Annotated in this window: 24 protein-coding genes and 1 tRNA gene; 13 read left to right on the top strand and 12 right to left on the bottom strand. The window is 66.6% G+C overall.

The genetic code is table 11. From position 1 onward, the window contains the following. Positions 1–566 precede the first annotated feature (566 nt). Positions 567–1,139 (top strand): hypothetical protein, encoded by a 573-nt coding sequence (locus U3653_RS32080; protein ID WP_195083215.1) that lies wholly within the window; start codon positions 567–569, stop codon positions 1,137–1,139. Here U3653_RS32080 and U3653_RS33275 read toward each other — a convergent pair. The 3 genes from U3653_RS33275 to U3653_RS32070 all read right to left on the bottom strand — a co-directional run bounded on the left by U3653_RS33275 (position 1,061) and on the right by U3653_RS32070 (position 3,045). Beyond that, on the bottom strand, positions 1,061–1,480 hold the full coding sequence (locus tag U3653_RS33275) for a copper resistance CopC family protein (RefSeq protein WP_353963131.1): 420 nt from the start codon (positions 1,478–1,480) through the stop codon (positions 1,061–1,063). The genes U3653_RS32080 and U3653_RS33275 overlap by 79 nt on opposite strands. Before the next feature lie 775 nt (positions 1,481–2,255). Beyond that, a complete protein-coding gene (locus U3653_RS32075) occupies positions 2,256–2,675 on the bottom strand; it encodes an SRPBCC family protein (protein ID WP_195083213.1) in 420 nt (139 codons plus the stop codon). Between the two features lie 13 nt (positions 2,676–2,688). Then, the gene (locus tag U3653_RS32070) at positions 2,689–3,045 is read right to left on the bottom strand and encodes a VOC family protein (protein ID WP_195083212.1); all 357 of its coding nucleotides are present in this window, start codon (positions 3,043–3,045) and stop codon (positions 2,689–2,691) included. A gap of 46 nt (positions 3,046–3,091) precedes the next feature. Between U3653_RS32070 and U3653_RS32065 the strand changes: the two genes are divergently transcribed. Together U3653_RS32065 and U3653_RS32060 are read left to right on the top strand one after the other, a co-directional pair. Next, positions 3,092–3,961 (top strand): helix-turn-helix transcriptional regulator, encoded by an 870-nt coding sequence (locus U3653_RS32065; RefSeq protein WP_323124708.1) that lies wholly within the window; start codon positions 3,092–3,094, stop codon positions 3,959–3,961. Positions 3,962–4,236: 275 nt separating this feature from the next. After that, a complete protein-coding gene (locus tag U3653_RS32060) occupies positions 4,237–4,404 on the top strand; it encodes a hypothetical protein (protein ID WP_195083211.1) in 168 nt (55 codons plus the stop codon). Between the two features lie 277 nt (positions 4,405–4,681). On the opposite strand, the gene U3653_RS32055 is transcribed toward U3653_RS32060, so the two are convergent. After that, a complete protein-coding gene (locus tag U3653_RS32055) occupies positions 4,682–6,151 on the bottom strand; it encodes a hypothetical protein (RefSeq protein ID WP_435406611.1) in 1,470 nt (489 codons plus the stop codon). Continuing rightward, entirely contained in the window at positions 6,135–7,148 is a 1,014-nt protein-coding gene (locus U3653_RS32050; protein WP_195083210.1) for a hypothetical protein, read from the bottom strand. The genes U3653_RS32055 and U3653_RS32050 overlap by 17 nt, the downstream gene beginning before the upstream one ends. Before the next feature lie 668 nt (positions 7,149–7,816). Here U3653_RS32050 and U3653_RS32045 point away from each other — a divergent pair. The 4 genes from U3653_RS32045 to U3653_RS32030 are packed head-to-tail and all read left to right on the top strand — an operon-like array spanning position 7,817 to position 10,237. Beyond that, entirely contained in the window at positions 7,817–8,155 is a 339-nt protein-coding gene (locus U3653_RS32045) for a WXG100 family type VII secretion target (protein WP_195083209.1), read from the top strand. Next, complete coding sequence (locus U3653_RS32040) at positions 8,155–8,457, top strand: WXG100 family type VII secretion target (RefSeq protein WP_195083208.1); 303 nt, start codon at positions 8,155–8,157, stop codon at positions 8,455–8,457. Before U3653_RS32045 ends, U3653_RS32040 begins: the two co-directional genes overlap by 1 nt. 5 nt (positions 8,458–8,462) lie before the next feature. After that, a complete protein-coding gene (locus U3653_RS32035; RefSeq protein ID WP_195083207.1) occupies positions 8,463–9,884 on the top strand; it encodes a hypothetical protein in 1,422 nt (473 codons plus the stop codon). Next, positions 9,884–10,237, top strand: a complete 354-nt coding sequence (locus tag U3653_RS32030) for a DUF6086 family protein (RefSeq protein ID WP_195083206.1) — start codon at positions 9,884–9,886, stop codon at positions 10,235–10,237. Before U3653_RS32035 ends, U3653_RS32030 begins: the two co-directional genes overlap by 1 nt. An 893-nt stretch (positions 10,238–11,130) precedes the next feature. On the opposite strand, the gene U3653_RS32025 is transcribed toward U3653_RS32030, so the two are convergent. From U3653_RS32025 to U3653_RS32010, 4 genes are all read right to left on the bottom strand, one after another. Then, a tRNA-Arg gene (locus tag U3653_RS32025) sits at positions 11,131–11,206 on the bottom strand. A 95-nt stretch (positions 11,207–11,301) separates the two neighbouring features. Next, on the bottom strand, positions 11,302–12,135 hold the full coding sequence (locus tag U3653_RS32020; protein WP_195083266.1) for a DUF1542 domain-containing protein: 834 nt from the start codon (positions 12,133–12,135) through the stop codon (positions 11,302–11,304). 76 nt (positions 12,136–12,211) lie between these two features. Further along, complete coding sequence (locus U3653_RS32015; RefSeq protein WP_195083205.1) at positions 12,212–13,681, bottom strand: flavin-containing monooxygenase; 1,470 nt, start codon at positions 13,679–13,681, stop codon at positions 12,212–12,214. Between the two features lie 80 nt (positions 13,682–13,761). Next, the gene (locus U3653_RS32010; RefSeq protein ID WP_195083204.1) at positions 13,762–14,904 is read right to left on the bottom strand and encodes an acyl-CoA dehydrogenase family protein; all 1,143 of its coding nucleotides are present in this window, start codon (positions 14,902–14,904) and stop codon (positions 13,762–13,764) included. Positions 14,905–15,414: 510 nt separating this feature from the next. Between U3653_RS32010 and U3653_RS32005 the strand changes: the two genes are divergently transcribed. The 3 genes from U3653_RS32005 to U3653_RS31995 all read left to right on the top strand — a co-directional run bounded on the left by U3653_RS32005 (position 15,415) and on the right by U3653_RS31995 (position 18,951). Next, positions 15,415–15,807, top strand: coding sequence for an ArsR/SmtB family transcription factor (locus U3653_RS32005; protein WP_195083203.1), 393 nt, complete (start codon positions 15,415–15,417; stop codon positions 15,805–15,807). After that, positions 15,804–16,817, top strand: coding sequence for a cation diffusion facilitator family transporter (locus tag U3653_RS32000; RefSeq protein ID WP_195083202.1), 1,014 nt, complete (start codon positions 15,804–15,806; stop codon positions 16,815–16,817). The genes U3653_RS32005 and U3653_RS32000 overlap by 4 nt, the downstream gene beginning before the upstream one ends. A 496-nt stretch (positions 16,818–17,313) precedes the next feature. Further along, positions 17,314–18,951 (top strand): long-chain fatty acid--CoA ligase, encoded by a 1,638-nt coding sequence (locus tag U3653_RS31995; protein ID WP_195083201.1) that lies wholly within the window; start codon positions 17,314–17,316, stop codon positions 18,949–18,951. Positions 18,952–18,966: 15 nt separating this feature from the next. On the opposite strand, the gene U3653_RS31990 is transcribed toward U3653_RS31995, so the two are convergent. From U3653_RS31990 to U3653_RS31980, 3 genes are all read right to left on the bottom strand, one after another. Continuing rightward, positions 18,967–19,515: an HD domain-containing protein gene (locus U3653_RS31990; RefSeq protein WP_195083200.1), complete on the bottom strand. Its 549-nt coding sequence runs from the start codon at positions 19,513–19,515 to the stop codon at positions 18,967–18,969. Positions 19,516–19,639: 124 nt separating this feature from the next. Continuing rightward, positions 19,640–20,032 (bottom strand): SCO5389 family protein, encoded by a 393-nt coding sequence (locus U3653_RS31985; protein WP_195083199.1) that lies wholly within the window; start codon positions 20,030–20,032, stop codon positions 19,640–19,642. A 62-nt stretch (positions 20,033–20,094) separates the two neighbouring features. Further along, positions 20,095–21,159, bottom strand: coding sequence for a nitronate monooxygenase (locus U3653_RS31980; RefSeq protein ID WP_195083198.1), 1,065 nt, complete (start codon positions 21,157–21,159; stop codon positions 20,095–20,097). A gap of 196 nt (positions 21,160–21,355) precedes the next feature. Between U3653_RS31980 and U3653_RS31975 the strand changes: the two genes are divergently transcribed. The 3 genes from U3653_RS31975 to U3653_RS31965 form a co-directional block, all read left to right on the top strand. After that, entirely contained in the window at positions 21,356–22,231 is an 876-nt protein-coding gene (locus tag U3653_RS31975; protein ID WP_195083197.1) for a M23 family metallopeptidase, read from the top strand. Positions 22,232–22,373: 142 nt separating this feature from the next. Then, entirely contained in the window at positions 22,374–23,357 is a 984-nt protein-coding gene (locus U3653_RS31970; RefSeq protein WP_195083196.1) for a LuxR C-terminal-related transcriptional regulator, read from the top strand. A gap of 292 nt (positions 23,358–23,649) precedes the next feature. Then, positions 23,650–25,253: amino acid adenylation domain-containing protein (locus U3653_RS31965; protein WP_195083195.1), on the top strand; the 1,604-nt coding region annotated here is incomplete at its 3' end.

Below are 25,253 nucleotides of genomic sequence, written 5' to 3'. Positions count from 1 at the left end.
CGCAGACGCCCTGCGCACCGCACGCGCGCACTCGACCGCCGACCAGGCGAAACTCGCAGTCCGGCCGCACCCGCGTACGACACGAGCGGCAGAGGCGAGCAACACTCGCTATACCTCTCTCCGCGCTCGGCCGATCGTGGCCGGTCTGGCGCAGCCGCGGCGCCGGACTCCGGTCCCTGCACGGAGCCTTGGCCACCGCTGTGGGCGGGCGTCTGGTGTTGCATCTGTTCGCGGCACGGGCGGTGTTCATTCGCGAGTTGATCGTCCAAGGCAATCACGAGGGTCCTGGATGCTGTCCGCCCCGTGGGCAGCGTCCGAGGCACCTGCGGGGCGAAGACAGCTGAGCAGGTCCCCCAGGCGCGCGATCCTCAACTGTCCTTATGAAACCACCTTCTCGGTTACTCGACTGGTGGGAATGTCGCGATCGACGATCCACTAGTACGACCGTCGACGCGCCCGACGTCTCGTCGCCATCGGTTGCGCGCCAGTCATAGACACTGTTGCACTTGCGGGTGCCGGCAGAGTTCACCCGCAACGAGTGAAAGGCCACACCTACTACCCCCGGGTTGCTCTCGACAAGGGAGTTCCAGGCATTCATCGACGCGATCGGTGCCCAGTGCAGGGCAGGCATGGAAGCGGTCGCAGCCGGTCACGACGCGCCACCGGCATACCAACTGCCCGGTTACCTCACCCGAGCGCAACTCGATCAAATTCCCAGCCCGGTCCTGCAAGTCCTCGACACATACAGCAGGCGTCCTACCGAAGACCAGCTCGCCGACAATGTGGCAACTGTCGCACCGGCTGCCGAACGGTGCGCGGACGGCGGCATGAGCCCGACGGACTTCACCAACCTCGTCGATCAACAGATAGAAGAGAATCTCTCGCGATTCCACCAGGCGATGGACGTGCTGGTCACGAACCTCGAGGTCCTGGGTCAACAGCACCAGGACTGGCGGGAGGTCATCATGCAAGTGTTTTCCGCGGTGTCCGATTTCGAGACCGGGCTCTGGCAACAGGCGACCACCTACCTCTACAAACTCGGCCAAGACCCGCGGAATCTCTATCGCGGCGTTGCATCCACCTTCGGAGGCTTCGAACAGCAGGTAGGGAACTTCTTCGCGAACCTCGAGGATGGATAGACGACCCCTCCGAAGCGGCCGGAGGGCACTGGGAGAAAGTCTTCGGCAATGGCGGGGCGGGGGAAAAAAGATCGCCTGATCCCGCAACGGTCAGGCGGCCCGCTGGCTACGACCCGACGCCTAGCCACGTCGGCGGATGACCCGGAATGCGACGGTGAAGGCGCCGCAGGACCGCGGCCGTCGAGATCGACCGAGACATCACGGTTGTTCACCTTCGGTTCACTGCGCTCCCAACGCTGCCCGTCAGGCCGGGTGACAGTGAGTGCGGCGAAGCTCGGCTGAATCGGTTCGCTGAAAGTGAGCTTCACCTGCGGAGGTGCGGTCTCTAGACAACCGTGCACCTTTACGCTCACCGGTGATCGTGCCGCCGACTGGCGATCAGAAACGTCGCCAGCGCAGCCCCCACAATGGCCAGCCGCTCCCGGCCAGTGGCTGGAACACCGCCGGTATGGATTCTGCGGTGGTCCTAGTGGCCCCTGGACCGACCGCCGTCGAACCGCCAGATCGCGCGGGTCATCGAACTCGTTCTCTCATGGATGAAGTCGGATAGGTGCGCGGGCACAGCCTGCGAGTCGGCGCGGCCACCGATGCCTGCGACCGCGCCAGATCGTGTGGCAACAACCGCACGCACATCCGGTCACCAGCACATACAAGCTGGTGTCGACGATCGGGCAGCGATGTCTTACGTCGACCTTCTGGCAGGAACTGGCTGGTCAAGATGTTGATGCCATGAGTCGTGCCTCGCGTAGCTGTTTGTGGGGCGTTGTTGGTACTTCCGCTTACACCGTATGGAGGCGCTCGTACGCCGGGATTTGTCGTCCCTGTCGGGTCAGGCCGGGCGATTTGCCGGTGACCGGATTTTCGAAGAGCGCTGACACGATTGCTTGGGCGTCGGGTGCATAGCCCTCGAGGCGCACCGAGGCACCGCTTGATGAGGAACGCTCCGGTGTTCTCGGTGACGACCCAGGGAGAAACGGTGTTGTAACCCTCCGGTGCTGCACTGGGTTGTTCGAGCGTCTCGGTCCTTTCGTTGTCGATAGCAGAGAAGATAGACCCCGTAGCGGTCGGAAGCTGACCCGAATTTCCGCCTGCACGTCTCGGTCGGTGGCGACGCCGCTATCGCTGGTCTGCGGTTGCTGCCGTCTCCAGTGCCCGATGTATGACGGTTGATCCCTGGTCGACGAATTCGGCAATCGGTGTGGCGAGCGCCTCTGGCAGGACGTCGGTGTGCCAGATGAACAGGGTTTTGCCGTTCTCAGCGGGCAGGGCCTGCATCGAGGCGTGGTGATGGGCGGGGTGAAGATGCCCGCCGACGACCGAGTAGGCGACTCGCCTGCTCGCCGGATCGAGGTCGACGAGTCGTTCGGCGACGATGGTGCCGTCGGCGAACGTGACTATTCGAGTGTCGGCGTCGAGGCGAGTATCGATGACGAAGCCCGGGGCGAGACGCTCATGCACCGCGCCGAAATCGGCGAGCACATCCCAGACCTGCTCCGGGGTGGCGTCGACGACGAATTCTTTGTGAATGGATGCCATGGAATCCTCCTGATCAGGCCGCAGCGAGGCAGAGCAAATGGCCTTCGGGATCGGCGAGAACCGTCCACTGTCCCTGCCCCGGCTGGAAATCGGGTATCGTCGCGCCCAACGTGCGCAGCCGCTCGGTCTCGGCCGGTACATCGGCGACCGTGAAGTCGAGGTGGGCGTGCTTACCGGAATCGGGCCAGCCGGGACCCTGGTATCCCTCGACTCGTTGGAATGCGAGCTGGATCGGGCCCTCACCGAGGTAGGCCGAATCATCGTCGACATGAGTGATCTTCCAGCCAGTGACCTCGCGATAGAACTCCGCCATTACCTTCGGTGCGGCACAGTCGATGATGATCGCGGCCAGGCTCGCGTGGACGGTCATATCTCGTTATCTCCCTGGTGTAGTCGGTGTTGCCGTCTCAGCATCCGTGCCCGAACCCGCGCAGGTCTTGAAGATTTTTGCGGGCAGTTTCTTGTCGTACTCCGGGCGTACGGTCCCGTGGGTGCTGTCCGCCACGACCCTCGCCGCCCGGCCGGAGTTCACCATCACCACCGTGAACTGCCGCTCCGACCACACCCACTTCTCGGCTCCGGAAGCCCGCGACGACCATCGGCTCGTGCTCGTGCGCCGAGGCCGGTTCCGGCGACAAGCCGACGGCGAACTCGCCGACCTGGACCGCACCGTCGGCTACATCGGCGCACCGGGTGAAGAGGAAGCTTTCTCCCACCCCGCCGGCGGTGACGTCTGCACCGCGGTAACCATCGAGCCCGGCCTTCTGGAAGGAGCGGTAAGCCCGCGCGCGATCTACGTCGATGCGCGTATCGAACTCGCGCACCGCCGCATGCTGACCGCTGCCGCGGGCGGCGATATCGACTACGCGGTGACCGAGGAATTGGTCCGGCTCGTCGCACTCGCCGCCGAACAGCCGATCCCACGGCCGCGGCCCGCCGACCGAATGCTGGTCACCGCGGCCCGCGACGCGATCATCGACGGGGCACCGGAGTCGGCCGGGCTGCGCCCCCTGGCCGCATTGCTGAAGGTCTCGCCGTATCGGCTGAGCCGCGTGTTCTCCCAGCACATGGGAGTGTCGCTGACCCGCTACCGCAACCGGATACGAGTCGGGCAGGCTCTCGACCGGATCACCGACGGAGAAACCGGCCTCGCCGACCTCGCCGCACACCTCGGCTTCGCCGACCAGGCACACCTGACCCGCACCGTCCGCGAACACCTGGGCCACACCCCCACCGCCCTGCACGGGCTTCTCCGAACGGATGTGCGATCTCGGCGACGACGGTGAACACGCCGCCGGTCACGAGACCCTGTGCGACCTGTACATCGGGGCGGTGCGACTGGGGGTCGATCCGGTGAAGCTATTCGAATCCTTCGACGTCTCGGAACGCTAGGCGAGCGGCCAAGTCCCACAAGGGCAAACACCGAAAGCGTGGTAGACACAGGAAGCAGTAGCCGATAGGGAGGCGGACCGGATAGCTCGTAACTACCCGGTCCGCCAACCACCAAGTGTCCCACCCTCGCGAGTTGTTGAACGACCCCCATCGAACAAAGGAACCCGACATGAAAATCCGGGTAACCACCGCCGCCATACTCGCGATCCTCGCCACACTCGGCGTCCTCCTGCTTCTCGACAACTGGCACCCCATCCGCGCCGCCGGCTATCTCGCGGTCTGGTCGATCACCGCCGCACTGCTGATCTGCCACGACCGGCGCCGCAACCATGCCTAGGACAGGGCCGCGGCGCCCGATGATCGGCCTCCGCGTGACGGAGGAGGAAATCACCGCGCTCGACGAGCAGGCGGTCGACGAAGGGCTGGTGACGAAGACCGGCGACCCGAACCGATCCGCATCATGGTCGAATACGCGCGCCAGCACATGCCGGCGGGATGGCGCCCGGAGGGTGGGGAGTACCGCGACTGAGATGACGAAGCCCCCGCGAACTCGCGGGGGCTTCGTTGCGTCTAGAGGTGGATAGGTTGCCGTGTCGGCTGTGGCCTTCCTCTCGTTAGTCGAGGAAATAGGCGTCGAGTTTCTCGTCGGAATCGAGGATCTCGTCCGAAGCCACGCCGAGTTCCGTCGCTAGTTCGACCGATCCGGTGAGCGCGACTTGCACGTCGGGTGAGAAGGCTCGTTCGAGCAGCCCGAGATAGTCCGACATGCTCTGGTCCAGCTTTTCCAGTGTGGCCTGGTATTCCGCGGCGAGTTGTTCGTCGAGTGTGCGTTGCTGGTCGAGGTAGCGCTGAATCAGCGCCGCCTCTCGCTTCGTCAACAACGATGCGGCGGCCTTGTACAGCACAGTGCCGACCGTGGTGCCGATGACGGCGCCGAGGACCGGGATGGGGATGGTCGCCTGGCCGACGCAAGAGGCCAGCGCGCGTACTGCGGCCTCCAAGGCGATGAGTTCGGAGTTCTCGATGAACTCGAGTTCGTCGATCTGGCCTCGGCGCAGCTTGTTCGCTTGTTCTGCGATGCTGAAGGATGTGGTGACGATCGAGCTGGCGACGGCTGCGGAGGTCGCCGTGAAATTGGTGAGCGCGTAGATGCTCAGTCCTCGGACGCCGCCCTTGCCGAAACCCGAGCCGGTCTCGCCTGCGAGGTCGATCCAGTCGCGCTCGCTGAATTCACTGAGCCGCTTGCCTTCCCGACGCTTGGCGACCACGGCCAGTACGAATGCGGTCGCGCCCGCGGTCGCGGCGGCCGTGAGTGCGGCTGTGCCTCCTTCTCGCAGTGTCGGACGGCTGTGCTGGTAGGCATCGTCGCGCAGGGACCGGTTCGTGGCGTGGAGCGAGCCCTTTTCGGCCGCCATGGTCGAGGTGTAGGCATCGCGCTGCACTTCGTTGTACTCGAGCGTCGAGGGCTCGAGCGAATCGAAGCCGACCGATCTGGTTTGGAAGAAGGCCTGGACCCGCTGCCAGTCTCTGAGGGAAGGTCCGTCGCCGCTGCGTGACAGTAGCTTGCTCGCTTCCTCGGGCGACAAGGCATGTAGCCGCTGGATCACCTCGAAGTGATCACGGGGGATCTGGTATTTCCCACCGTTGCGCACGTATTCGGGATACTTCTGGAGGTGCTCGGCGATCGCGCCCAGTGAGAAGCGGCCACCTGCTGCGACGAATTTCTGCTGGATCTGGACACTTCCGCGCATCAGGTCGACGGGCCCGTTGTCGTTGACCCACTGGTAGACGGCCTCGTGGCCGAGGATCTGGTTTCGGGCGTTGCCGATCCCGACCTCGGCGATCTCGGCGATGAAGCCGTGCATGCCATGCTGTCCGCCGCGGTTGGCGGCGACCACCTCGAGGTCGATCTTCTTGACGGCTTCATCGACGCTGGTGAGCGCGTCCCGAAGGTGCTCGTCTTGCTGGCTGAGCGCGCTCAGAAGGTTGTCTATGCGGAGCTGGTTGAGATAGCTCACCCAGGAGGCAACGGCCTGCTCTTGGGCGCCCGTGACGAACTCGGCAGCGTCACGCACTATCGGCATCCTGTTCGATGCGCATGCTCAGCATGCTCGCGCACGACTTCGTGTTGTTCACCAACGTGGCGAGTGTCGACCGCTCGGTAGGGGCGAGCGCGTGGAAATCGGCGCGGAAGTGCACCAAGGCTTCGCTGTAACTCTTCACCAGCCCTTCGCGCAGCGAGGTCGTCCGCTGGAGGAGGTCCTCGATCTGAGCGTCCATGCCTTCGACGAGGGCGGTGTTGCGCTTTATCGCAGTCAGCGCTGCGTGCTTCGCCTCTCGATTCTCGAACTTCTTCTTCGCGAACAGGGCGATCGACGCGAGCAGGGTTGCGCCCGCGATTGTCCAGCCGATCGGGCCGGCAAGCGCGAGCAGTGTGGTGCCTGCCGCAGTGCCGCCGCCACCAGCGGCCAGCGCGCCGCCACCGAGCCACGCCAGTGCTGCCTGGCTGGCCGCCGCCCCGGAAAGGGTCGAGATCGCGGTGCCGGTCGACGCTGTCCCGAAGGTGGTGGCGACCCACATCGCCGCCGACGGAGCCAGGCCCGCTACCGCGGTGCCCGCCGCGAACCCGGCGCCGGCGCCTGCAGCCGACAACCGCGCCGCTTCCAGCTCTTTCTGAGCGAAATCCTCCGCGCTCGAGAACCGTTTCCGATGTACCTCGATCTCGTCGAAGTCGGTATCGAATGATTTCGGGATGTTGGCGATGCTGTTCACCAACTGCTCGACCAGCTCGATCAGGTCGGTCGAACGTTCGCGCTGACGCAACAGAGACAGGCCCCTGTCGGCCATCGCCGTGAAGACGCGGTTGTATTCCGCTACGGCCACTTCGTAGGGGTCCGGCCCTTTCGCAGTCAGCTTCTCGACCCTGCCTCTGGCAGCGTCCTTGACGTTGCCGACCTGCCCGGCGAACTGTGATGAAGCGGTCCGCGCCGCCTTGCCGATACCGTCGACGGTCCTGCCGATGCCCTCCTTGGCGTTGCCTACATTGAGCTTGGCATTGCCTACGTCGAGCTGTTCTACCATCGCACCCCTCCAACACCATTGCGGCTCAACAACGTTACGGAGATTATCGACCACATGTGACTGATTGGACGGTTTGCACACTCCGATCCGCCCAGGGCGGCGGCCCCTCGGGTTGACTCACCGAGTGCCTTTGCCGACCCGCTCTCCGGCTCTCGCCCTCGTAGGGCCGGGCCCCGCCGGGCTGCCCCTACGATCGAATCGAGATACCCACCGCCGCAACAACAGAACCCCAACCCACAATCCCGCCACGATCCCAGCGACCCCACCACCAGCAAGCCCGAACCTCTGAGCTGTCGATACTTTCAGCAGCGAACCGAGCCACAGCCACCGTCGTGCAGGCTCTGTGCTCCGGAGACAGGGCAGAGGATCGCGGAGACGAGGGTGTGCAGTGCCGACGCTCGCGTCTAGCGAGAAGCTGGACTGCGCTCCTGGGAGGCCGTCTCGAGCGTTCTGCTGACCAGGAAACTTCGCGTAGGAGGATAAGCCATGACGGCGGTCGAGAATGTGTTCAGACGGGCTCGTTATCCAAGCCGTTCGGCACATGGCTGCACGCGAGTTGCCTATCCGCGCGACCACGAGGTCCAACTGACTGCCGGCAGGGTTGATGCCATTGCGTTTGGGATCGGTCGTGGCTAAGGTCTTCCTGATGTCTGGAGGAGGGGGGTCGTGTGTCAACCGAGCAGGGTTCGCCCGGAACAGATTTCGCGATTGTTCCGGACGAGGTGACCGATGCGGGCGTCTACGTCGAGCAAGTCGCTAGTTCTCTGATGAACGGGTTGAATTCGCTCGACCGCGAGGTTTCGAGCGTCCTCGACAATTGGAAGGGGTCGGCAGCAGACGCATTCGGTGAAGGCTGGACGGTAGCCAAGGAGGGCGCTGCCACCGTACTGGATGCGCTCGCGGCCATGGGCGGACTTCTTGGCGTAGCAAGCAAGACCATTGCTGGCAGCGATATTTCCAATGCAACGAGTTTTAATTCGCTAGACCTACCGGAGCTGAATATGTGATGGCCGACGACTTCCGGGACTTCACGTTCGATATCGATGAGTTGGACCAGCTCGTGACCCGCGCCCTTGGATTCATTGGGTTCCTTACCGAAAGTCTCGACGGACTCAACCACCGAATCGCCACCATCCAACAAAACTGGCGGGGAGCCGCTGCCACCGCCCAGGAGGAAGCCTACCGAGAATGGGCAACCGGGGCTGCCGCAATGGTTGAAGGAATCACTGAGATGTACACCGCCGCCGTCACTGCCCGTGACGCCTACAGCGCGGCAGCGGAAATAAATTTGAGAATGAGTGGCGGCTGAACTCAGTGGGCTCAATTTCCCCACAGTCCTATGAGAGCGCGGCCAAGGAATGCTACGACCTGTCGGAGAAATTCCAAACCGTCTACAACGCGATGCAACGTGTCCTTTTGGAAACCAGCGCGATGGCCGGTGGCTACCAGGCGGTCAAGACGTGGTCGAAAGCCTATGATGACCGCGCCGGCGCAGTGACGCTGGTGGCGACCAGCTTCGCGCGGGCATTGCAGCACTTCGGGGACGTTTTGACTGCGGCTGGCTACAACTGGAAGTACGCGGAGTACAAAGCCAACCGCGACCCCAACAAGGGCGCCCCACCATCGTTGCCCAGCGGTTTCCCCTCGGAACTACCTTACGGCCCCGGCATAGTTAACGGTGTCGCGTCATCGGGGACTTACAGCCGCGGACTCGAGACGGACTGGACCGAACTGCAGGACAAGGTCACTGCGCTTGTCTCTGGCGGCGAAGTCCCTGACGGGGACACCGACAAGCTGGCGCGCGCCGCAACCGCATGGAAGACCTTCGCTCATTCAGACCCCGTGTACACCGGTAAGGGACGACTGTTAGTGGTCGCCTCCGGGCTTGAGCGTGGCTACGGATCCAACGTCCCGAAAGACATCCCGAACCTCGTAGGCCACCTTCGCACGCTCGCTGACAGCGTCGGCGACATCGAAGCCGCTGCCCGCGACATCGCAGCCGCAGTCGACGCCCACAAGGTTGCTTTGACCACGATGCGCTCGGACATGAACACTCAGTTCACCATGGTGGTTGTCGTCACCGCCATTCAGATCGGGCGTTCGATGGTGCAGGTCAAAGAGCCACCAACAAAGCAAAAGACACCGAATGGGCAAAAAACACCCACCGATCGCCAAGAAGAGATCGATTTCCTGAACCAGGCTGCCGGAGCTTTGGCTGGTCCTGCCAACACATTCCTCACCGCGCTCGGCGGCTTCGCCTTTTCCGTGGCTGCTCTGACGACGGGCGGGCTGCCCACTATTGTCGGACTACCGATACTCCTCACTACATCGGACCCAAAAAAGGATGTCACGTTCACTGATCCACGCCGACCACACCTGGGGAGCGACGGAAAATATCATGTGAAGGACGGGGATCGAGAAGTGCAGATCGACAATCCGAATGATACGTCCAAGACAATCACCGATATTGATGAAGTCGATAATGGAGTCCTATGGGAGGAGAAGTCGGCCACGGATGCCGCCGATGTTGACAAATGGATTGCGAAACAGGTGGAAAAGAAGTTGGGGTCCTACATCGAGGCTCGACAGTATATCGATGGCTATGAGCAGGCTCCCATCGGACTCCGGTTCACGACCCCTGGCGCCGATCCCAATTTCCAGGCGCAGGTAGAGGCTGCAGTGGAGAAGATGCGTATCAAAAATCCTGGCGTCCAGATTCTAGTAGAGTGGGCATGATGAGCTACGCATTCGAGGTTGGTGACCAGACAGTATGGAGTCCGTCGTTGCGGGTAGGCGACCTGTTCGTACGCATGTATACCGACACTTGCTCGGTGTTGGGTACTGCAACCGGCTTGACAGCGATCGCCAGCGATATGTACGAGATAGATATCGAAGTCTTCGAACGCGCGACGTTGACAGTCTTCGATGAGTACTCCTCGTCCCAGAATGCCACTTTCAAGGCAATGCTGGGCGCAACGCTGGGCCCAGCGGTTAATATCCTCAACTACTGCCAGCGTCCACTGACCCCTAGGTCCAATGAAGAAAGCGCTTTTATCTCCTGGGCAAATGGCCTCAGTATGCCCAGATAGTGCTGGTCGCACAGATCGCCCGCGCGTTGCGGAAAAGTTGCTGGGCGTGCCACTGTGGTGCGAGCTTCTCAATGAGCACCTCGCCGAATGGGAGTCGATGCTCGGCCCTCTAGATGAGGACCCGACATCACTTCGGGAAGCGCTGCTCTTGCTGCCGATCGTGCGGCACAGCGTGAGGTGGAGCGGCGGTCACGATCCATCGACGACTGATCAAGCCCTGCCGGTTTCCTCTTGCAGGCCGGAGGAAGCAGGCGCCGTCTATCGAATCGATAGTTCCAGATATGCCAGTACCGTATCCTCACCTCGCGGATCGTCATCTTTCGATAGTGGTTCTCGGCCAACACTTCTGACTCTCACCGGTAGCTAGGGCATGCAGTGGCGAAGCAGTAGATGCGCCTATCTCGTTGCCGCACTTCGAGAGCCGGTACCCGGATTCTGAACCAGGCTGCACTTCGGGGCGCTACCTCGCTGCCGATCAACTGGTTGAGGTCGCCGAAGATATCGGCGAACACCGCGACGCGCACGGTCCGGGGCAGTCAGAACACCGCTCTGGAGGCCCTGCGCGAACAGGCCGCCCGACGACCACCGAACGAGCCCGACCTGATCGAAGACCTACCCCGACTCGCGCTGCAACTCACCAACGCCCCCGACGCCCTGCAACGCGACCTGTACGAGGCGTTCGGTCTCGAGATCGTCTACGACCACGACACCAAACGTGCCACCATCCACGCCACACTGACCACGGAAACACTCCCCGCCGCCGCACAAGCCACCGCCGCGCTGACCGCTATCGCACCCCCGGAACCCGCCGCCGAACCGCCGCCAGCATCAAACCAAACCAGCACACGGCCCGTCGCAGGTAGGGCAACAACTGAAAAAGTTGCCCATGATGTTGGTGCCCTCGGCAGGATTCGAACCTGCGACACCCGCTTTAGGAGAGCGGTGCTCTATCCCCTGAGCTACGAAGGCTGGGTGGGTGGGTTTGTGGCCCGCCCGGGACGTTCGCAGTCTACCGGGTATCTGGCTCGGAGTCCGCATCGCTGTCGGGAGGGCTGGTGGAGGGGTCAGAAGCCTCCGTCGAAGCCGCCTGCGTCGAAGCCGCCGCCTGCGTCGTAGCCGCCGTCGTAGCCGCCTCCGCCGTCGTAACCGCCTCCGGCGTCGTTGCCGCCGGAGTAGTCGCCTCCGTCGTACCCACCGGAGTAATCCCCACCCTGGTCATACCCGCCGCCGTCCGCGGCCAGTCCGTCTTGGAAGCCCTCGCCGTAACCGCTCTCGAAGCCGTGGGCGTCGTAGCCGACTCCGGACATTCCGGAGAACAGGGAGGTGAACAGGAGGGCGGAGCCGATGCCCCAGGCGCCCGCGACCATCGCGGGCTTCCACCAGGGCTCGGAGTACCACCCGGCGGGTACCGGGCGTCCGGCCACTCGGCCGCCGGGGTAGTAGTTCGGGGTCGAGGCCGAGGGGTCGGGGGCGGCTGCGATCTGCCTGCCCTCGTACTCGACTACGCGTTTCTCGGTCACCTGCCCGGCGGTGTCTTGGCCGTCGAGGCCGGGGATCGCGGGGCCGGGGTCCATGTGCATCGCGGTGCGTGCGGCCCTGATGTAGTAGAGCCCTTCCAACGCGGTCTGTTTCGCCAGCCGGGCCTGGGTGGGCGTGCGGGCCTGATCGAGTTGCGCGCCGGCCGCGAGATGTCGTTCGGAGGCGTCGGCTAGTGCCTGCGTGGCGGCGTCGTTGCTGCCGGAGAGGCTGTAGACCTGGCCGCCCAGCCGTTCGTTCACTTGCCTGGCGTCGGCGAGCGCGTCGGCCAGCTCGGTGGCTCTACGCTGTTCGCCCTGTTGTGACTGCCATATCAGGAGGACGATCAGCGCGCCGAGGACAAGGGCGATAAGCAGCCACAACATGGGCACCTCTTCCGCGGGATCTCGGACAATGCCAGTTTACTGTCGGCTTGCTGAGGTCTCGCTGAGTGTGCGGTCACGGCTTCGCGGGCGCCTGCGCCTCGTCGTAGTCGGCGGGGTCGAAAGTCCTGGTCTTCCAGCGGTAGAGCACGGTGGCCCCGGGCCAGTTGTTGGTGATGCGGCCTGAGGCGTTGCGGTACCAGCTGGAGCAGAAGTTCCACGGTGTGTCCTTCAACCGCTTCTGCAACCAGGCGTCCCAGCGCTGCTCCGCGGCCGGGCGGGCGGCGAGGTAGCGGCCGGGGCGATCGGCCAGGTATTGCACGACCTGGCGGATGTAGCGGGCCTGGGACTCGAGCATGTAGATGATGGAGCCGGCGCCGACGTTGGTGTTCGGGCCGTACATCATGAACAGGTTGGGGAACTGGGGCACCGAGAGACCGAGGTAGGCGCGCGCGCCTTCGTCGCCCCAGACATCGGCCAGCTTGCGCCCGCCGAGGCCGTAGATGTTGATCGGCGCCAGGAACTCGGTGCCCTTGAAGCCGGTGCCGAAGATGATGACGTCCACTTCGTGCTCGACGCCGTCGGCGGTGCGGACGCCGGTCGGCGTGATCGCCTCGATGGCGGTGGTCTCCACGGTGACGTTCGGCTGCGCCAGCGCGGGAAAATATTCGTTGGAGAACAGTCCGCGCTTGCACCCGGCCGCGTAGTCAGGGGTCAGCTTCGCGCGCAGTTCCGGGTCGGGGACCTGCTTTTCCCGGTGCCGGTCGGCCAACGCGATCACGGGAGTCTTGATCGACGGGATGTCGGTCAGGCCGAGGGCGAGCAATTCGAAGATCGACCAGATGGCGAAGCGCTCGGCGAGCCGGCTGGGCGGGAAGTATTTGAACAGCGCATGGTGTACAGCGCTGTACTCGACGTCGGCCTTCGGCAGCACCCAGGCGGCGGAGCGCTGGAACAGCGTGAGGTGGCCCGCGGTCGGCTGGATGCGCGGGATGTACTGGATCGCGCTGGCCCCGGTGCCGATGCAGGCGATGCGCTTGCCGGTCAGGTCGACGTCGTGGTCCCATTCGGCGGAGTGGAAGGCGGGGCCGGTGAAGGTGTCGATGCCGGGAATGTTCGGCAGCGCTGGGCGCGACAGCTGGCCGACGGCGGGGACGAGGATGTCGGCGGTCAGTTGCGCCCCGTCGGCGGTGCGGACGGTCCACTGGCCGGTGCGCTCGTCGAACTCCGCGTCGGTCACTTCGGTGCCGAAGCGGATGAAGCGCCGTAGGCCGTGCCGGTCGGCGACGCCACGCATGTAGTCGTGGATGTCGCGCTGTTCGGAGAAACGCCGCGGCCAATCGGATTTCGGCTCGTAGGACCAGGAGTACAGCGGGGAAGGCACGTCGCAGGCCGCGCCGGGATAGGTGTTCTCGCGCCAGACGCCGCCGAGGTCGGTGGCGCGCTCCAGGATAGTGAAGTTGTCCAGCCCGGCCCGCCGCAGCTCCAGCGCGATGCCGAGCCCACCGAATCCGGCCCCGATGATGATGATGGACGGCGTCGTCATCTTCTCAGGGTACGAGCCGGTATCCGCAGGTCCGAAGACATCCGCGGTCATTCAATCGGCATTTACGGCCACCTGTGGCATCAGTTCCCGGCGAGCTGGCGCGCGATGACCAGACGCTGAATCTGGTTGGTGCCCTCGAAGATCTGCATCACTTTGGCTTCGCGCATGTAGCGCTCGACCGGGAAGTCCTGGGTGTAGCCGTAGCCGCCGAAGACTTGGACCGCGTCGGTGGTGACCTTCATGGCGGCGTCGGTGGCGACGAGCTTGGCCACGCTGGCCTGGCGCGAGTACGGCAGGCCCGCGTCGCGGCGGCGGGCGGCGTCGAGGTAGGTGGCGCGAGCGGAATCCACCGCGGCGGCCATGTCGGCGAGGACGAAGCCGAGCCCCTGATGGTCGATGATGTGGCGGCCGAACGCCTCGCGCTCCTTGGCGTAGGCGACGGCCTCGTCGAGGGCGCGCTGCGCCAGTCCGGTGGCGACCGCGGCGATGCCGAGGCGGCCGGAGTCCAAGGCGCTGAAGGCGATCGAGAGTCCCTGTCCCTCGGCGCCGACGCGACGTTCGGCGGGCAGGAACGCGTCGTCGTAGGCGGCGGTGGTGGTGGGCACGGCGCGCAGGCCCATCTTCTCCTCCGGTTTGCCGAAGCTGAGCCCTTCGGTGTCGCGGGGGACCAGGAAGCAGGAGATGCCGCGGGAACCTTCGCCGGTGCGGGCGAACAGGGTGTAGAAGTCGGCGCGACCACCGTTGGTGATCCAGGCTTTGGCGCCGGTGATCCGGTAGCCGTCCGCCACCGGGGTGGCGCGGCAGCGCAACGCGGCCGCGTCGGACCCGGCGTGCGGCTCGGACAGGCTGTAGGCGCCGATGGTCTCGCCGGAGAGCATGTCGGCCAGCCAGCGTTGCTTCTGCTCCTCGGTGCCGAAGGTGAACAGCGGATGGCACGACAGGCTGTGCACGCTGACGGCGACCGCGACGGCGGCCCAGCGGGCGGCCAGTTCCTCGAGCACCTGGAGATACACCTCGTAGGGCTGCGCGCCGCCGCCGTATTCCTCGGGATAAGGCAGGCTGAGCAGCCCGGCCGCGCCCAGCGCGGGGAAGACGCCGTCGGGGAAGATCCCGGTCTTCTCGCACTCGGCCACGCGCGGTTCGAGCACCTTGTCGGCGATGTCGCGGGTCAGTTCCAGCAGGTCCCTGGCCTCGGGGGTGGGCAGCATTCGGTCCACTGGCATGTCGTCTACTCCACGGTCGCTCGGTGCGTCTCTCGTGATTCACAGTAACGGGGTAGTGGTCGGGCGCCCGACGGCTCGTTCATGTCGGCGGGTGGCCGTCGAACGGGTCGCGGCCGGGCCGCACGGCTCGGGCCGGATCGCGCCGGATACCACGGATCGGTGCGGAATGTTCCGATCGGAGCGCGGTGCAGCGCCGGAACGGCCGTACTGCACGTGCAGCTGTGCGCGCAGGTGCGCGTGAACGTCGCTGCGACGCTGAGGCATTCACACTGGTCACCGCCACCCCTCCGGACGTATGCCCACATGGCGGGAACGTCGTGCCGATCGGTTTGTCTCATTCAGGTGATATCAGTCCGCTCGCCTGGCGCACCGACGCGACCGTCGACTAAGACAGAAGACCTGTTCGGGTTTCGGGGTCGACCGGTGTGTCGGCGGCAACGCAGGGGGTGCCGCCGCCACATCGGCCCGGAGCGCTGGTAACGGTGCCCCGTCCTGCTCTAGTATCTGCGTATGAATGCAGATAACCAGGAACTGCGTCCGCGTCTCGCGGAGGATCAGGTCGGACTGGTTGTCGAGGTGTTCCGGATGCTCGCCGATCCCACTCGGGTGCAAGTGCTCTGGGCGCTGGTCGACCGCGAACTGTCGGTGAACGACTTGGCCGGCCAGGTCGGCAAGCCGGCGCCTTCGGTGTCGCAGCATCTGGCCAAACTGCGCATGGCGCGGTTGGTGAACACCCGCCGAGCGGGGACGACGATCTTCTATCGCTTGGAGAACGAGCACGTCCGCCAGTTGGTGGTGGACGCGGTGTACAACGCCGAGCACGCGGGGCCCGGTGTTCCCGCGCATCATCGTGGGGCCGGCGCGCTGCGCGAAGTCCCCGGCCGAGACGAGGCGAGCGCATGACCCATCGGCACCACCACCACGACGGACATCACCGGCATCGTTCCGGTCCGTTCGGCGTTCTGCGGGAGATCTTCGTCCCGCACAGCCATGACGCCGCCGACAGCATGGACGACGCGCTGGAATCCAGCGCGATCGGCATCAGGGCGGTGGAGATCAGCCTGGTCGTGCTCGGGTGCACCGCGGTGCTGCAACTGGTGATCGTCGCCGCGTCCGGCTCGGTGGCCCTTGCCGCCGACACCGTGCACAACTTCGGCGACGCGCTGACGGCGGTCCCGCTGTGGATCGCGTTCGCGCTCGGCCGCAAGGCCGCGACCCGTCGCTACACCTACGGCTTCGGCCGCGCGGAGGACCTGGCCGGTCTCTTCGTCGTCGCGATGATCGCCTTGTCGGCGTTGATCGCCGGATACGAGGCGGTGCGCAGGCTGCTCGATCCGCAGCCGCTCGAGCATCTTGGCTGGGTTGCCGCGGCCGGGTTGGTCGGGTTCATCGGCAACGAGACGGTCGCGCTGTACCGGATCCGCGTCGGCCGGCGGATCGGCTCGGCGGCGCTGGTCGCCGACGGCCTGCACGCGCGCACCGACGGGTTCACCTCGCTGGCCGTGCTGTTCGGCGCGGGCGGAGTGGCACTCGGCTTCCCGCTCGCCGACCCGATCGTCGGGCTGCTCATCACCGTCGCGATCCTCGCCGTGCTGCGAACCGCGGCACGCGACGTGCTGCGTCGTCTGATGGACGCCGTCGAGCCGGGGATGGTCACCGCGGCCGAGCGGGCGCTGGCCGCCGAGCCGGGCGTGCAGAGCGTGCGCAGCCTGCGGATGCGCTGGATCGGTCACCGGTTGCACGCCGATGTGGAACTCGACGTGGCCCCGACGATCACGCTGGCGCAAGCCCATCGCGTCGCGCACGAGGCCCAGCACGCCCTGACCCATGTGGTGCCCGAGCTGGACACGGCGGTGGTGCACGCCTACCCGGCGCACACCGAAGTGGTGGTCGACGGGACCGTTCGGACCTGAGATCGGAGCGCCGAGCTGACCAGCGGAAACTGATGGCGTATGCCCTCGGATGGATGCGCGGGTCTTGGCTCGCCACCGCTGCCCGAGGCGGCCTACCGTTGGGTAGCATCCCCCGTGTGATGTGGCTCATGGTCGATGCGTGCTGAACCATGCCGCCGCGTGTCCCGACTTTCCCTGACCTGCCCGACCTGGTTCTCCGCGGTCACGACGCGGAAGATCGCGACCGCGCCTCGATCGGCCCTGAGGCGCATCCGGCCGCTGTCGGCTTCGTCCGCGAGAACGCCGAGCGCGAATTGCAGCGCCGCATCGCTGCGCAGCCGGCCCTCCGGGCCCGTGGGCGAGCCGTTGTCCAGCGGGCGCCGGGCCACGCGCGCGTTCTGTCTCCCGAAGTGACCCGCGGGGTGGGGTTGCCGCACGGGAGCGCATCGAAGCCCCGAAGGTGGCCGCAACCGACTTGGCTTTCTGACGGGAAGTCACCGAAGAAAAAGGAGTTCCGATGTTGAGCACTATGCAGGACGAGCCGTTGTCGTTGGCCACGTTGCTGCGCTACGCATCGACGTTCGCCGGGGATTCCACCGTGTCCACGTGGACCGGCACCGGCGTGCGCACCATGACCTATCGCGAGGTCGGCGCCGAATCGGCGCGGTTGGCGAACGCGCTGCGCGGGCTCGGCATCGGGGTCGGCGACCGGGTCGGCACGTTCATGTGGAACAACAACGAGCACTTGGTTGCCTACATCGCGGTGCCCGCGATGGGCGCGGTGCTGCACGCGCTGAACATCCGGTTGTTCCCCGACCAGGTCGTGTACGTGGCCAATCACGCCGAAGACCAGGTGGTGCTGGTGGACGGCACGCTGGTGCCGCTGTTCGGCCAGATCCTGCCGCACCTGACGACCGTCCGCCACGTCATCGTGGTCAACGGCGACGCGGCCACGCTCACCGCGCCGGAGGGTGTGCAGGTGCACGCCTACACCGAGTTGCTCGGCGGGCAGCCGGACACCTACGACTTCCCGGTGATCGACGAGCGCTCCGCCGCGGCGATGTGCTACACCTCCGGCACCACGGGCGACCCGAAGGGCGTGGTGTACTCGCACCGCTCGAATTGGCTGCACGCCATGCAGGTCGCCGCGAACAACGGGATGGGCCTGTTCGAAACCGACAACATCCTGGCCATCGTCCCGCTGTTCCACGCGAACGCCTGGGGCCTGCCGTACGCGGCGCTGATGTCCGGCGCGAATCTGCTGATGCCGGACCGGTTCCTGCAGCCGGGGCCGCTGCTGGAGATGATGGCCGCGCAGCAGCCGTCCTTCGCCGCCGCGGTGCCGACCATCTGGGGCGGGGTGCTGGCGGCGCTGGCGGCGAATCCGCAGGACATCACGCATCTGCGCGCGGTGGTGGTCGGCGGCTCCGCGGTCCCGCCGTCGATGATGCGCACCTTCGAGGACTCCCACGGCGTGCGGGTGCTGCACGCGTGGGGCATGACCGAGACCTCGCCGCTGGGCAGCGTGGCGCATCCGCCCGCCACGGCGGTCACCGACGAGCAGAAGTGGGCCTACCGGGTGACCCAGGGCCGCTTTCCCGCCGGCGTGCAAGCGCGTCTGGTCGGCGACGACGGCGTGGTGCCCAACGACGGTGAGTCGCTGGGTGAGCTGGAAGTGCGCGGTCCGTGGATCACCGGCTCGTACTATTCGCCGGACGGCGCTGCGGTCGATCCGGAGAAGTTCCACGACGGCTGGCTGCGCACCGGCGATGTCGGCAAGATCAGCCCGGACGGCTATCTCACCCTGGTGGACCGGTCCAAGGACGTGATCAAGTCCGGTGGCGAGTGGATCTCGTCGGTGGATCTGGAGAACGCCGTGATCGGGCACCCCGCCGTCGCCGAGGCGGCGGTGATCGGCGTGCCGGACCAGAAGTGGGACGAGCGCCCGCTGGTGGCGGTGGTGCTGGCCGAGGGAGCCGAGGCCAAGCCGGAGGAGTTGCGCGACTTTCTCGCCGACAAGTTCGCCAAATGGCAGCTGCCGGAACGCTGGACCTTCATCGCCGAGGTGCCGAAGACCAGCGTGGGCAAGTTCGACAAGAAGCGGCTGCGCAGCCAGTACGCCGACGGTGAGCTGGACGTCAGCACGCTCGCCTGATATCGCTGCCCCGCGTCACCACTTCAGCATCGGCAGTGGTGACGCGGGGTGGCTGCGCAGCCGCCGGCCGGCGAGGGTCACGAGCCTGCGGTGGAAGCCGTGGTCGGGATAGCGTTTCGCCAGCTCGCGGTAGGCCCGGCGGGAGACGCCGAACCGGCCGAACAAACCGAGTTCGACGTCGATCGCGTCGGCGCGCCGGAAGATCTCGACCGGATCGTGCGGCCGGCCCGCCGGGCGGAGCTTGTGATGCTGGTCGATCATCGCCACCACCAGTGCGGTCAGGTCGTCGCGGTCGATGCTCGCCAGCCAGGCGCGCGCCTGATCGCAGGAGGGGGCGAGGTAGTCGAAGGTGCCCGCCGACCAGATGCCGATGTCGTGCAGAACGGCCGCGGTCAGGAATTCCTCGCGGGTGCTCGGCGGAGTTCGCCGGTCGTCGGCCATGAGGTCGCACAGCGCCAGAACGCGCAGCACGTGATTGGTGTAGGCGGCGCGGTCCGCCCCGAGCTGTTCGCGCCACGGCGCGAGCCGGACCTCGACCTCATCGCGAAGATCGTTGCTGCTCATGGCGGTTCACCCTACGCGCAGACCGCCGCGGCGGGCGGCGGCGACGCGCGGGCGCGGCGCCGGACACACGAGAACACCCGGCGCGGGCGAAACTGTTTGCCGCGCCGGGTGTTCGGTTCGTGGATCAGCAGTTGCGCAGTTCCGGGCTCTGGTTGAGCAGCTGGGCCCTGGTGCCGATGAACGTGGTGTAGGTATCGCCGCCGACCGCGGAGAGCGGGAACGCGGCGACCCGGTGGCAGTTCTGGAAGGCGAGCTTCACGCCGAAGTGCCGTTCCAGTCCGCCGCGAATCGCGTCGGAAGCCATGGCGCGCAGCAGTTGTCCACGCGCCGTCTCGTCGGGCGGCGCGATCGTGTTGTCGGCGAATTCGGCCGTGCCGGAGCGCAGTTCACCGGCGACGCGGCTGACCACCTCCCAGGCGTATGGCAGCGAATTGCGCACGACCTCGACGAAGTCGGCGTCGTCGACCTCGCCGCGTTCGGCGCGTTCGAGTAGTGCGGTGGGGACATCAAGGGACATGGCGCTCTCCTCCAGTGCTGGACGTCGATGCGATGCCACTGAAGTCTAAACGAAAGTCGTTGTCAATAATGCTGGATTCGGCGTGAAAGAGCTTTTTCCAGTGCGGCTTTCGTGTCGGCGGCCAGGGTCGCGACCAATTCGCCCGCGGGTAGCTCCGGTGCCAGCTCGTGGGTTTGACCCGCCCAGAGGTTGACCTCGTCGGGGTTGCCCGCGGCCCGTGCTGCGGCGCGCAGCGGGGCGGTGGCGTAGTGGATCTCCGGGTATCCGGTCGGCGCTGTTGCGGTGTGGCGCACCAGGAATCGATTGCGCAACCCGCGTGCCCTGCGCCCGGTGAACGCGCGGGTGAGCATCGTCGGAGTGTCGGCGGTCAGCGCGGCGCGGTGCACCTGGCTGGTGCCCGCCTCGGGGCAGCGCAGGAACGCCGTGCCCAGTTGCGCGGCCGCGGCGCCCGCCGCCAGCGCGGCGGCGATGCCCGCGCCCGTCGCGAGGCCGCCGGAGGCCACCAGCGGCCGATCGGTGGCGGCGGCGAGCAATTGCAGCAGCGCCAGCAGGCCGAGCGGGTCGGTGGCGTCGTCGGCGCGACGATCCGTGAACGTCGCCCGGTGGCCGCCCGCCTCCGCACCCTGGGCGATGAGCACGTCGGCGCCCGCCTCGACCGCGATGCGCGCCTCGGCCACCGAGGTGACGGTGACCCAGACTTCGGAGCCGGCGGCGTGCAGCCGTCCGATGTCCGCTGGGCTCGGGCAGCCGAAGGTGAACGACACGGCTGCGACCGGATCGGCGACGAGCAGGTCGAGTTTGGCGTCCCAGTCGTCGGTGTCGAAGCGCGGATCGCCGAGGTCGTGTTCGGCGCCGAGTTCGTTCAAGTAGTCCGCGAGGTCGGCGGCCGGAGTCGGCGGTCCTGGCACGAAGAGGTTCACGCCGAACGGCTTGCCGGTGGCCGCGCGGGTCGCCGCGATCCGCGCCGCGGTGTCGGCGGCGCTGAGATATCCGGCGGCGAGCTGGGCGAAACCGCCCGCCTCGGTCACCGCGGCGGTCAGCTCGGGGGTGGAGGGGCCGCCCGCCATCGGGGCGAGCGCGATCGGAACGTCCAACTCGTCGATGATCACGGTCCGATTGTCGCGCATGCGCTCATTTGGACATGTGACCCAGGCCTCACCAGCGTTTTTCCGCCGGAAGGTTGCGGAATGGTCACGACGCGGTAGAGTTCCCGTCACAACGGATGCCAAACCGTTATTTGCCCGGCTTCATCGGAACGTTATCGAACCGGTTCGGCTCGGGCCCCGGCATCCCGGACCCTGTTGTACGACCGAGGACTCAGCTTTGTCGCAGCACCGTGTAGGCCCCAGTTCCATTACCGTCCAGAGCCTCCTCGGCGACGGCGGCGAAACGGGCCGTCCGACGCGGCACCGCGCCGAACCGTCCGCCACCGAGCGAGTCAAGGCCGCCGCCACCGCCGCGGTCGCCGCAGGCGCCCTGATCGGCGCCGCCAGCCAGGTCGCTCCCGCGCTCGCCTACGCGTCGCCGCTGCTCCCCGGTTCGCACGATACCGACGAGGAAGCGCAGTCCGCGCCCGCCACGGTGAAGGGCACGAGCATCCTCCCGGTCGCCGAGGCGAAGGCCGCCGCCGAGCCGGTGGCGCTGCCCGCGCCGGAGCCCGCCGCGGTGGCGGGCCAGATCGCCGCCCCGGTCGCCGCGCCGTTCGGCATTCCCAATCTTCCTCCGGAACTCGCCGCCCCCCTGGCGCAGGCCGAGCAGGCCCTCAAAGGCGTGCAGCAGCAGGTCGCCCCGGCGCCCGCGGTGCGCCCGGTGGCCGGTGAGATCAGCTCCGGCTTCGGAAGCCGTTGGGGCGCCATGCATTACGGCCTCGACTTCGCCGACGCGCTGGGCGCGCCGATCCACTCGGTCAGCAACGGCACCGTCATCGAGGCCGGTCCCGCCTCCGGCTTCGGTCTGTGGGTGCGCGTGCTGCAGGACGACGGCACCACCGCGGTCTACGGCCACGTGAACGAGATGTTCGTGCACGCGGGCCAGCGGGTGAACGCGGGCGACGTGATCGCCACCGTGGGCAACCGGGGGCAGTCCACCGGTCCGCACCTGCACCTGGAGATCTGGGACCAGTCGGGCACCAAGATCGACCCGATGCCCTACCTCGCCGCCAAGGGCGTGCCCTTGGAGTGGGGCCCGTCCGCGCACTGATTCTCCTGTCCGGCTTGCTATTCCGATCAGCGCATGGTTGCGCGCCGCGTAGCCTCCCGCGTCCCGGTGACGTGGGAGGCGGTTCGCGCGCGGGTCTCGCGGAGCTGACCCATGGGCACCGGTCGGTCGCTAGGCTCGGGCCGTGATCGAGCTGGGCGACATCTTCGAGCCTGGGTCACCGCACGGCCGCGCGTACGCCGTGCTGGTGCACCATCCGCGGTCGAGTCTCGCCGATATCGCGCAGTACCTGGGCGTTTCGGAAGACCTGGCCGCGGAATCGCTGGATGTGTTGTGTGAACTGCACGCCGCGATCCGCATCGAGTCGCCCGAGGGCGAACCGCTGTGGGACGCGCACGCGCCGGAATCGCTGTCCGAAGCCGAGGCACGGCGAAGGCAGCAGGAGATCAACCAGATGCACGCTGCCGCAGCACGATTGAGCGAGACGTTCCGCTCGGTGCGCCGCTCGCCGCGCGGCAACGGCGCGGTGGTGCCGGTGTACGAGCGGCTGGAAATGCTGGCGGATTTCGAAGAGATGCAGACCGGCGCGCGCAGCTGCGTCAAGCTGGTCGAGCGCGGGCCCTATCTCAGCGATCCCGAGCGCGAGCGCCAGCTGTTCGAACTCAAACGGACCAGGCTCGCCGAAGGCATCCGCTACCAGACCTTGTACCAGGACACCGTCTATCAGGACCCGGAGCGCCTGCGCCACGCGCTGTCCACCAACGCGGGCGGCGCGCAGGCCAGAACCCTGCCTGAGCCGCCGTTCAAACTGATCATCAGCGACGACGAACGGGCCAGCCTGGTGCTGCACGCCGACGACCGCAGGCCCGACCCGATGGGTTTGCGCATCACCGGATCGCCCACGCTCGAGTTGCTGATCAAGACCTTCGACGTGCTGTGGACGATGGCCGCGCCCATCTCGGTGAATCCGACCGCGGAGGCGCTGGACGAACGCGATCGCGCGATCCTGACCCTGATGGGACTCGGCGCGACCGACGACACCATCGCCCGGCGGCTCGGGATGTCCCGGCGCACGGTGGTCCGCCGGACCGCACGGCTGCTGGAGCGGCTCGGGGCGAGTACGAGATTCCAGGCGGGGGTGCAGGCCACGCGGCGCGGATGGCTGTGAGCAAGCTCACCGATCGGGGTGGTCCTGCAACACGACGGCGTCCGTACCGATATAACGGCAGGAATCAGGCAAGACACCGATTCCAGGGGGGCGGATGGTGTGCGACGAGAGGACAGCACACAACCAGGGGGCGCGGGGCCGTAGCGACGGCACCCGCGGCAATCCAATACAGCGCGCGGGTTCAGTGGTCAGCCCCTTATATGATTGCTCGGTCCGCGCTGGCCCCGGTTAACAAGCCCTGAGCAGGGTAGAGCCCGGGTCCTGGCTCGATGCGAGAGGTGAATGCACTCGAATGGAAACCGCCCGTCGCTCTGCTCGCAGTAGCCGTCGCCGCAGGTCGGGCAGTCCGCTCTTCGCGCAGCTGCTCACCGCCGCCGTCGAGTCCGCCGCCACCGAAGTCGCGATCCGGTTCAACCCGACGGGGGACCCGGCCGACGATCGCGAGCTCACCTACGCCGAACTGGACGCGGCGTCCTCGCGGCTGGCCAGGGAGCTGATCGAGCGCGGTGTCGGGCCCGGCGACGTGGTCGCCATCGGAATCTCGCGCAGCGTGGAGTCGGTGCTCGCCGTCTGGGCGATCGCCAAGACCGGCGCGGCCTACGTGCCGGTGGATCCGACCTACCCCACCGACCGCATCAACCACATCGTCGCCGACTCCGGCGCCACCGTGGGCCTGACCACCTCGGCGCACCGCCCCGTGCTCGGCACGGGCGTGTACTGGATCGAGCTGGACGACCCGGTGCAGGCCGCGCGCATCGCCGCGCGCCCGGAACATCCCATCTCCTACACCGACCGGGTGCGCCCGCTGGACGAGCGGCATCCGGCCTATGTCATCTACACCTCCGGGTCCACGGGCAAGCCGAAGGGCGTCGTGGTCACCCACAGCGGCCTGGCCGGGCTGGTCGCGGCGGAGCGCGAGCACTACGGCGTGACGGAGGACTCCCGCGTCCTGCACGTCTGCTCGCCGAACTTCGACGTCTCGGTGCTGGAACTGCTGCTGGCCTTCTCCTCCGGCGCGACGCTGGTGATCGCGCCGCCGACGGTGTTCGGCGGTTTCGAGCTGGCGGATCTGCTGCGCCGCGAGCACGTCACGCACATGCTCATCACGCCTGGCGCGCTGGAATCGGTGGACCCGGACGGACTGGACGACCTGCAGGCCGTGGTCGTGGCCGGTGACAAGTTCGGCCCCGAGCTGGTCGGACGCTGGGCGGCCGAGCGCGAGTTCTACAACGGCTACGGCCCCACCGAGGCGACGATCCTGGCCACCAGCACGCCGCCGATGACGCCGGGCGAACCCATCACGATCGGCACGGCCATCCCGGGAGTCGGCGCGTTCGTGCTGGACTCGCGGTTGCGTCCGGTGCCGGCCGGGGTGGTCGGCGAGCTGTATCTGTCCGGTCCCGCGCTGGCGCAGGGCTACCTCAACCGTCCGGGCCTGACCGCGGAGCGATTCGTCGCCAGCCCGTTCGGCGCCGACAGCGGCAACCCGGGCGCGCGCCTGTATCGCACCGGCGACCTGGTACGACGCACCGAGACCGGGGGCAACGACGGCGGTGTCATCGAATATCTGGGCCGCTCGGACTTCCAGGTGAAGATCCGCGGTTTCCGCATCGAATTGGGCGAGATCGACAACGCCCTCACCAGCCATCCCGACATCGACTTCGCGGCCACCCTGGGCAAGACGCTGCCGTCGGGCGCGACCGCCCTGGTGGCCTACGTGCTGCCGCGACCCGGCGCCGACGTGGACACCGATGCGCTCGCGGAACACCTCGCCGAGTCGTTGCCCGCGTACATGATTCCGGCGTCGATCATGGTGTTGGATGAGATTCCGTTGACGCCGGTGGGGAAGTTGGATCGGGCGGCGTTGCCGGAGCCGGTGTTCGCGGTGCGGGAGTT

The organism is Nocardia implantans (genome assembly GCF_035544775.1).
In the GTDB taxonomy this organism is placed as follows: Bacteria; Actinomycetota; Actinomycetes; order Mycobacteriales; family Mycobacteriaceae; genus Nocardia; species Nocardia implantans.
The sequence above is the reverse complement of the archived record's forward strand: the minus strand, read 5'-3'. Positions and strand labels throughout refer to the sequence as shown.

Bases quoted from the DNA above. Each gene is read 5' to 3' on its own strand.
- U3653_RS31995 (WP_195083201.1), top strand. From the start codon at position 17,314: ATGTTGAGCACTATGCAGGACGAGCCGTTGTCGTTGGCCACGTTGCTG.
- U3653_RS32060 (WP_195083211.1), top strand. From the start codon at position 4,237: ATGAAAATCCGGGTAACCACCGCCGCCATACTCGCGATCCTCGCCACA.
- U3653_RS32050 (WP_195083210.1), bottom strand. From the start codon at position 7,148: ATGGTAGAACAGCTCGACGTAGGCAATGCCAAGCTCAATGTAGGCAAC.
- U3653_RS31990 (WP_195083200.1), bottom strand. From the start codon at position 19,515: ATGAGCAGCAACGATCTTCGCGATGAGGTCGAGGTCCGGCTCGCGCCG.
- U3653_RS32010 (WP_195083204.1), bottom strand. From the start codon at position 14,904: ATGCCAGTGGACCGAATGCTGCCCACCCCCGAGGCCAGGGACCTGCTG.
- U3653_RS32015 (WP_195083205.1), bottom strand. From the start codon at position 13,681: ATGACGACGCCGTCCATCATCATCATCGGGGCCGGATTCGGTGGGCTC.
- U3653_RS32075 (WP_195083213.1), bottom strand. From the start codon at position 2,675: ATGGCATCCATTCACAAAGAATTCGTCGTCGACGCCACCCCGGAGCAG.
- U3653_RS32040 (WP_195083208.1), top strand. From the start codon at position 8,155: ATGGCCGACGACTTCCGGGACTTCACGTTCGATATCGATGAGTTGGAC.
- U3653_RS32070 (WP_195083212.1), bottom strand. From the start codon at position 3,045: ATGACCGTCCACGCGAGCCTGGCCGCGATCATCATCGACTGTGCCGCA.
- U3653_RS32030 (WP_195083206.1), top strand. From the start codon at position 9,884: ATGAGCTACGCATTCGAGGTTGGTGACCAGACAGTATGGAGTCCGTCG.
- U3653_RS32005 (WP_195083203.1), top strand. From the start codon at position 15,415: ATGAATGCAGATAACCAGGAACTGCGTCCGCGTCTCGCGGAGGATCAG.
- U3653_RS32055 (WP_435406611.1), bottom strand. From the start codon at position 6,151: ATGCCGATAGTGCGTGACGCTGCCGAGTTCGTCACGGGCGCCCAAGAG.
- U3653_RS32000 (WP_195083202.1), top strand. From the start codon at position 15,804: ATGACCCATCGGCACCACCACCACGACGGACATCACCGGCATCGTTCC.
- U3653_RS31980 (WP_195083198.1), bottom strand. From the start codon at position 21,159: ATGCGCGACAATCGGACCGTGATCATCGACGAGTTGGACGTTCCGATC.
- U3653_RS31985 (WP_195083199.1), bottom strand. From the start codon at position 20,032: ATGTCCCTTGATGTCCCCACCGCACTACTCGAACGCGCCGAACGCGGC.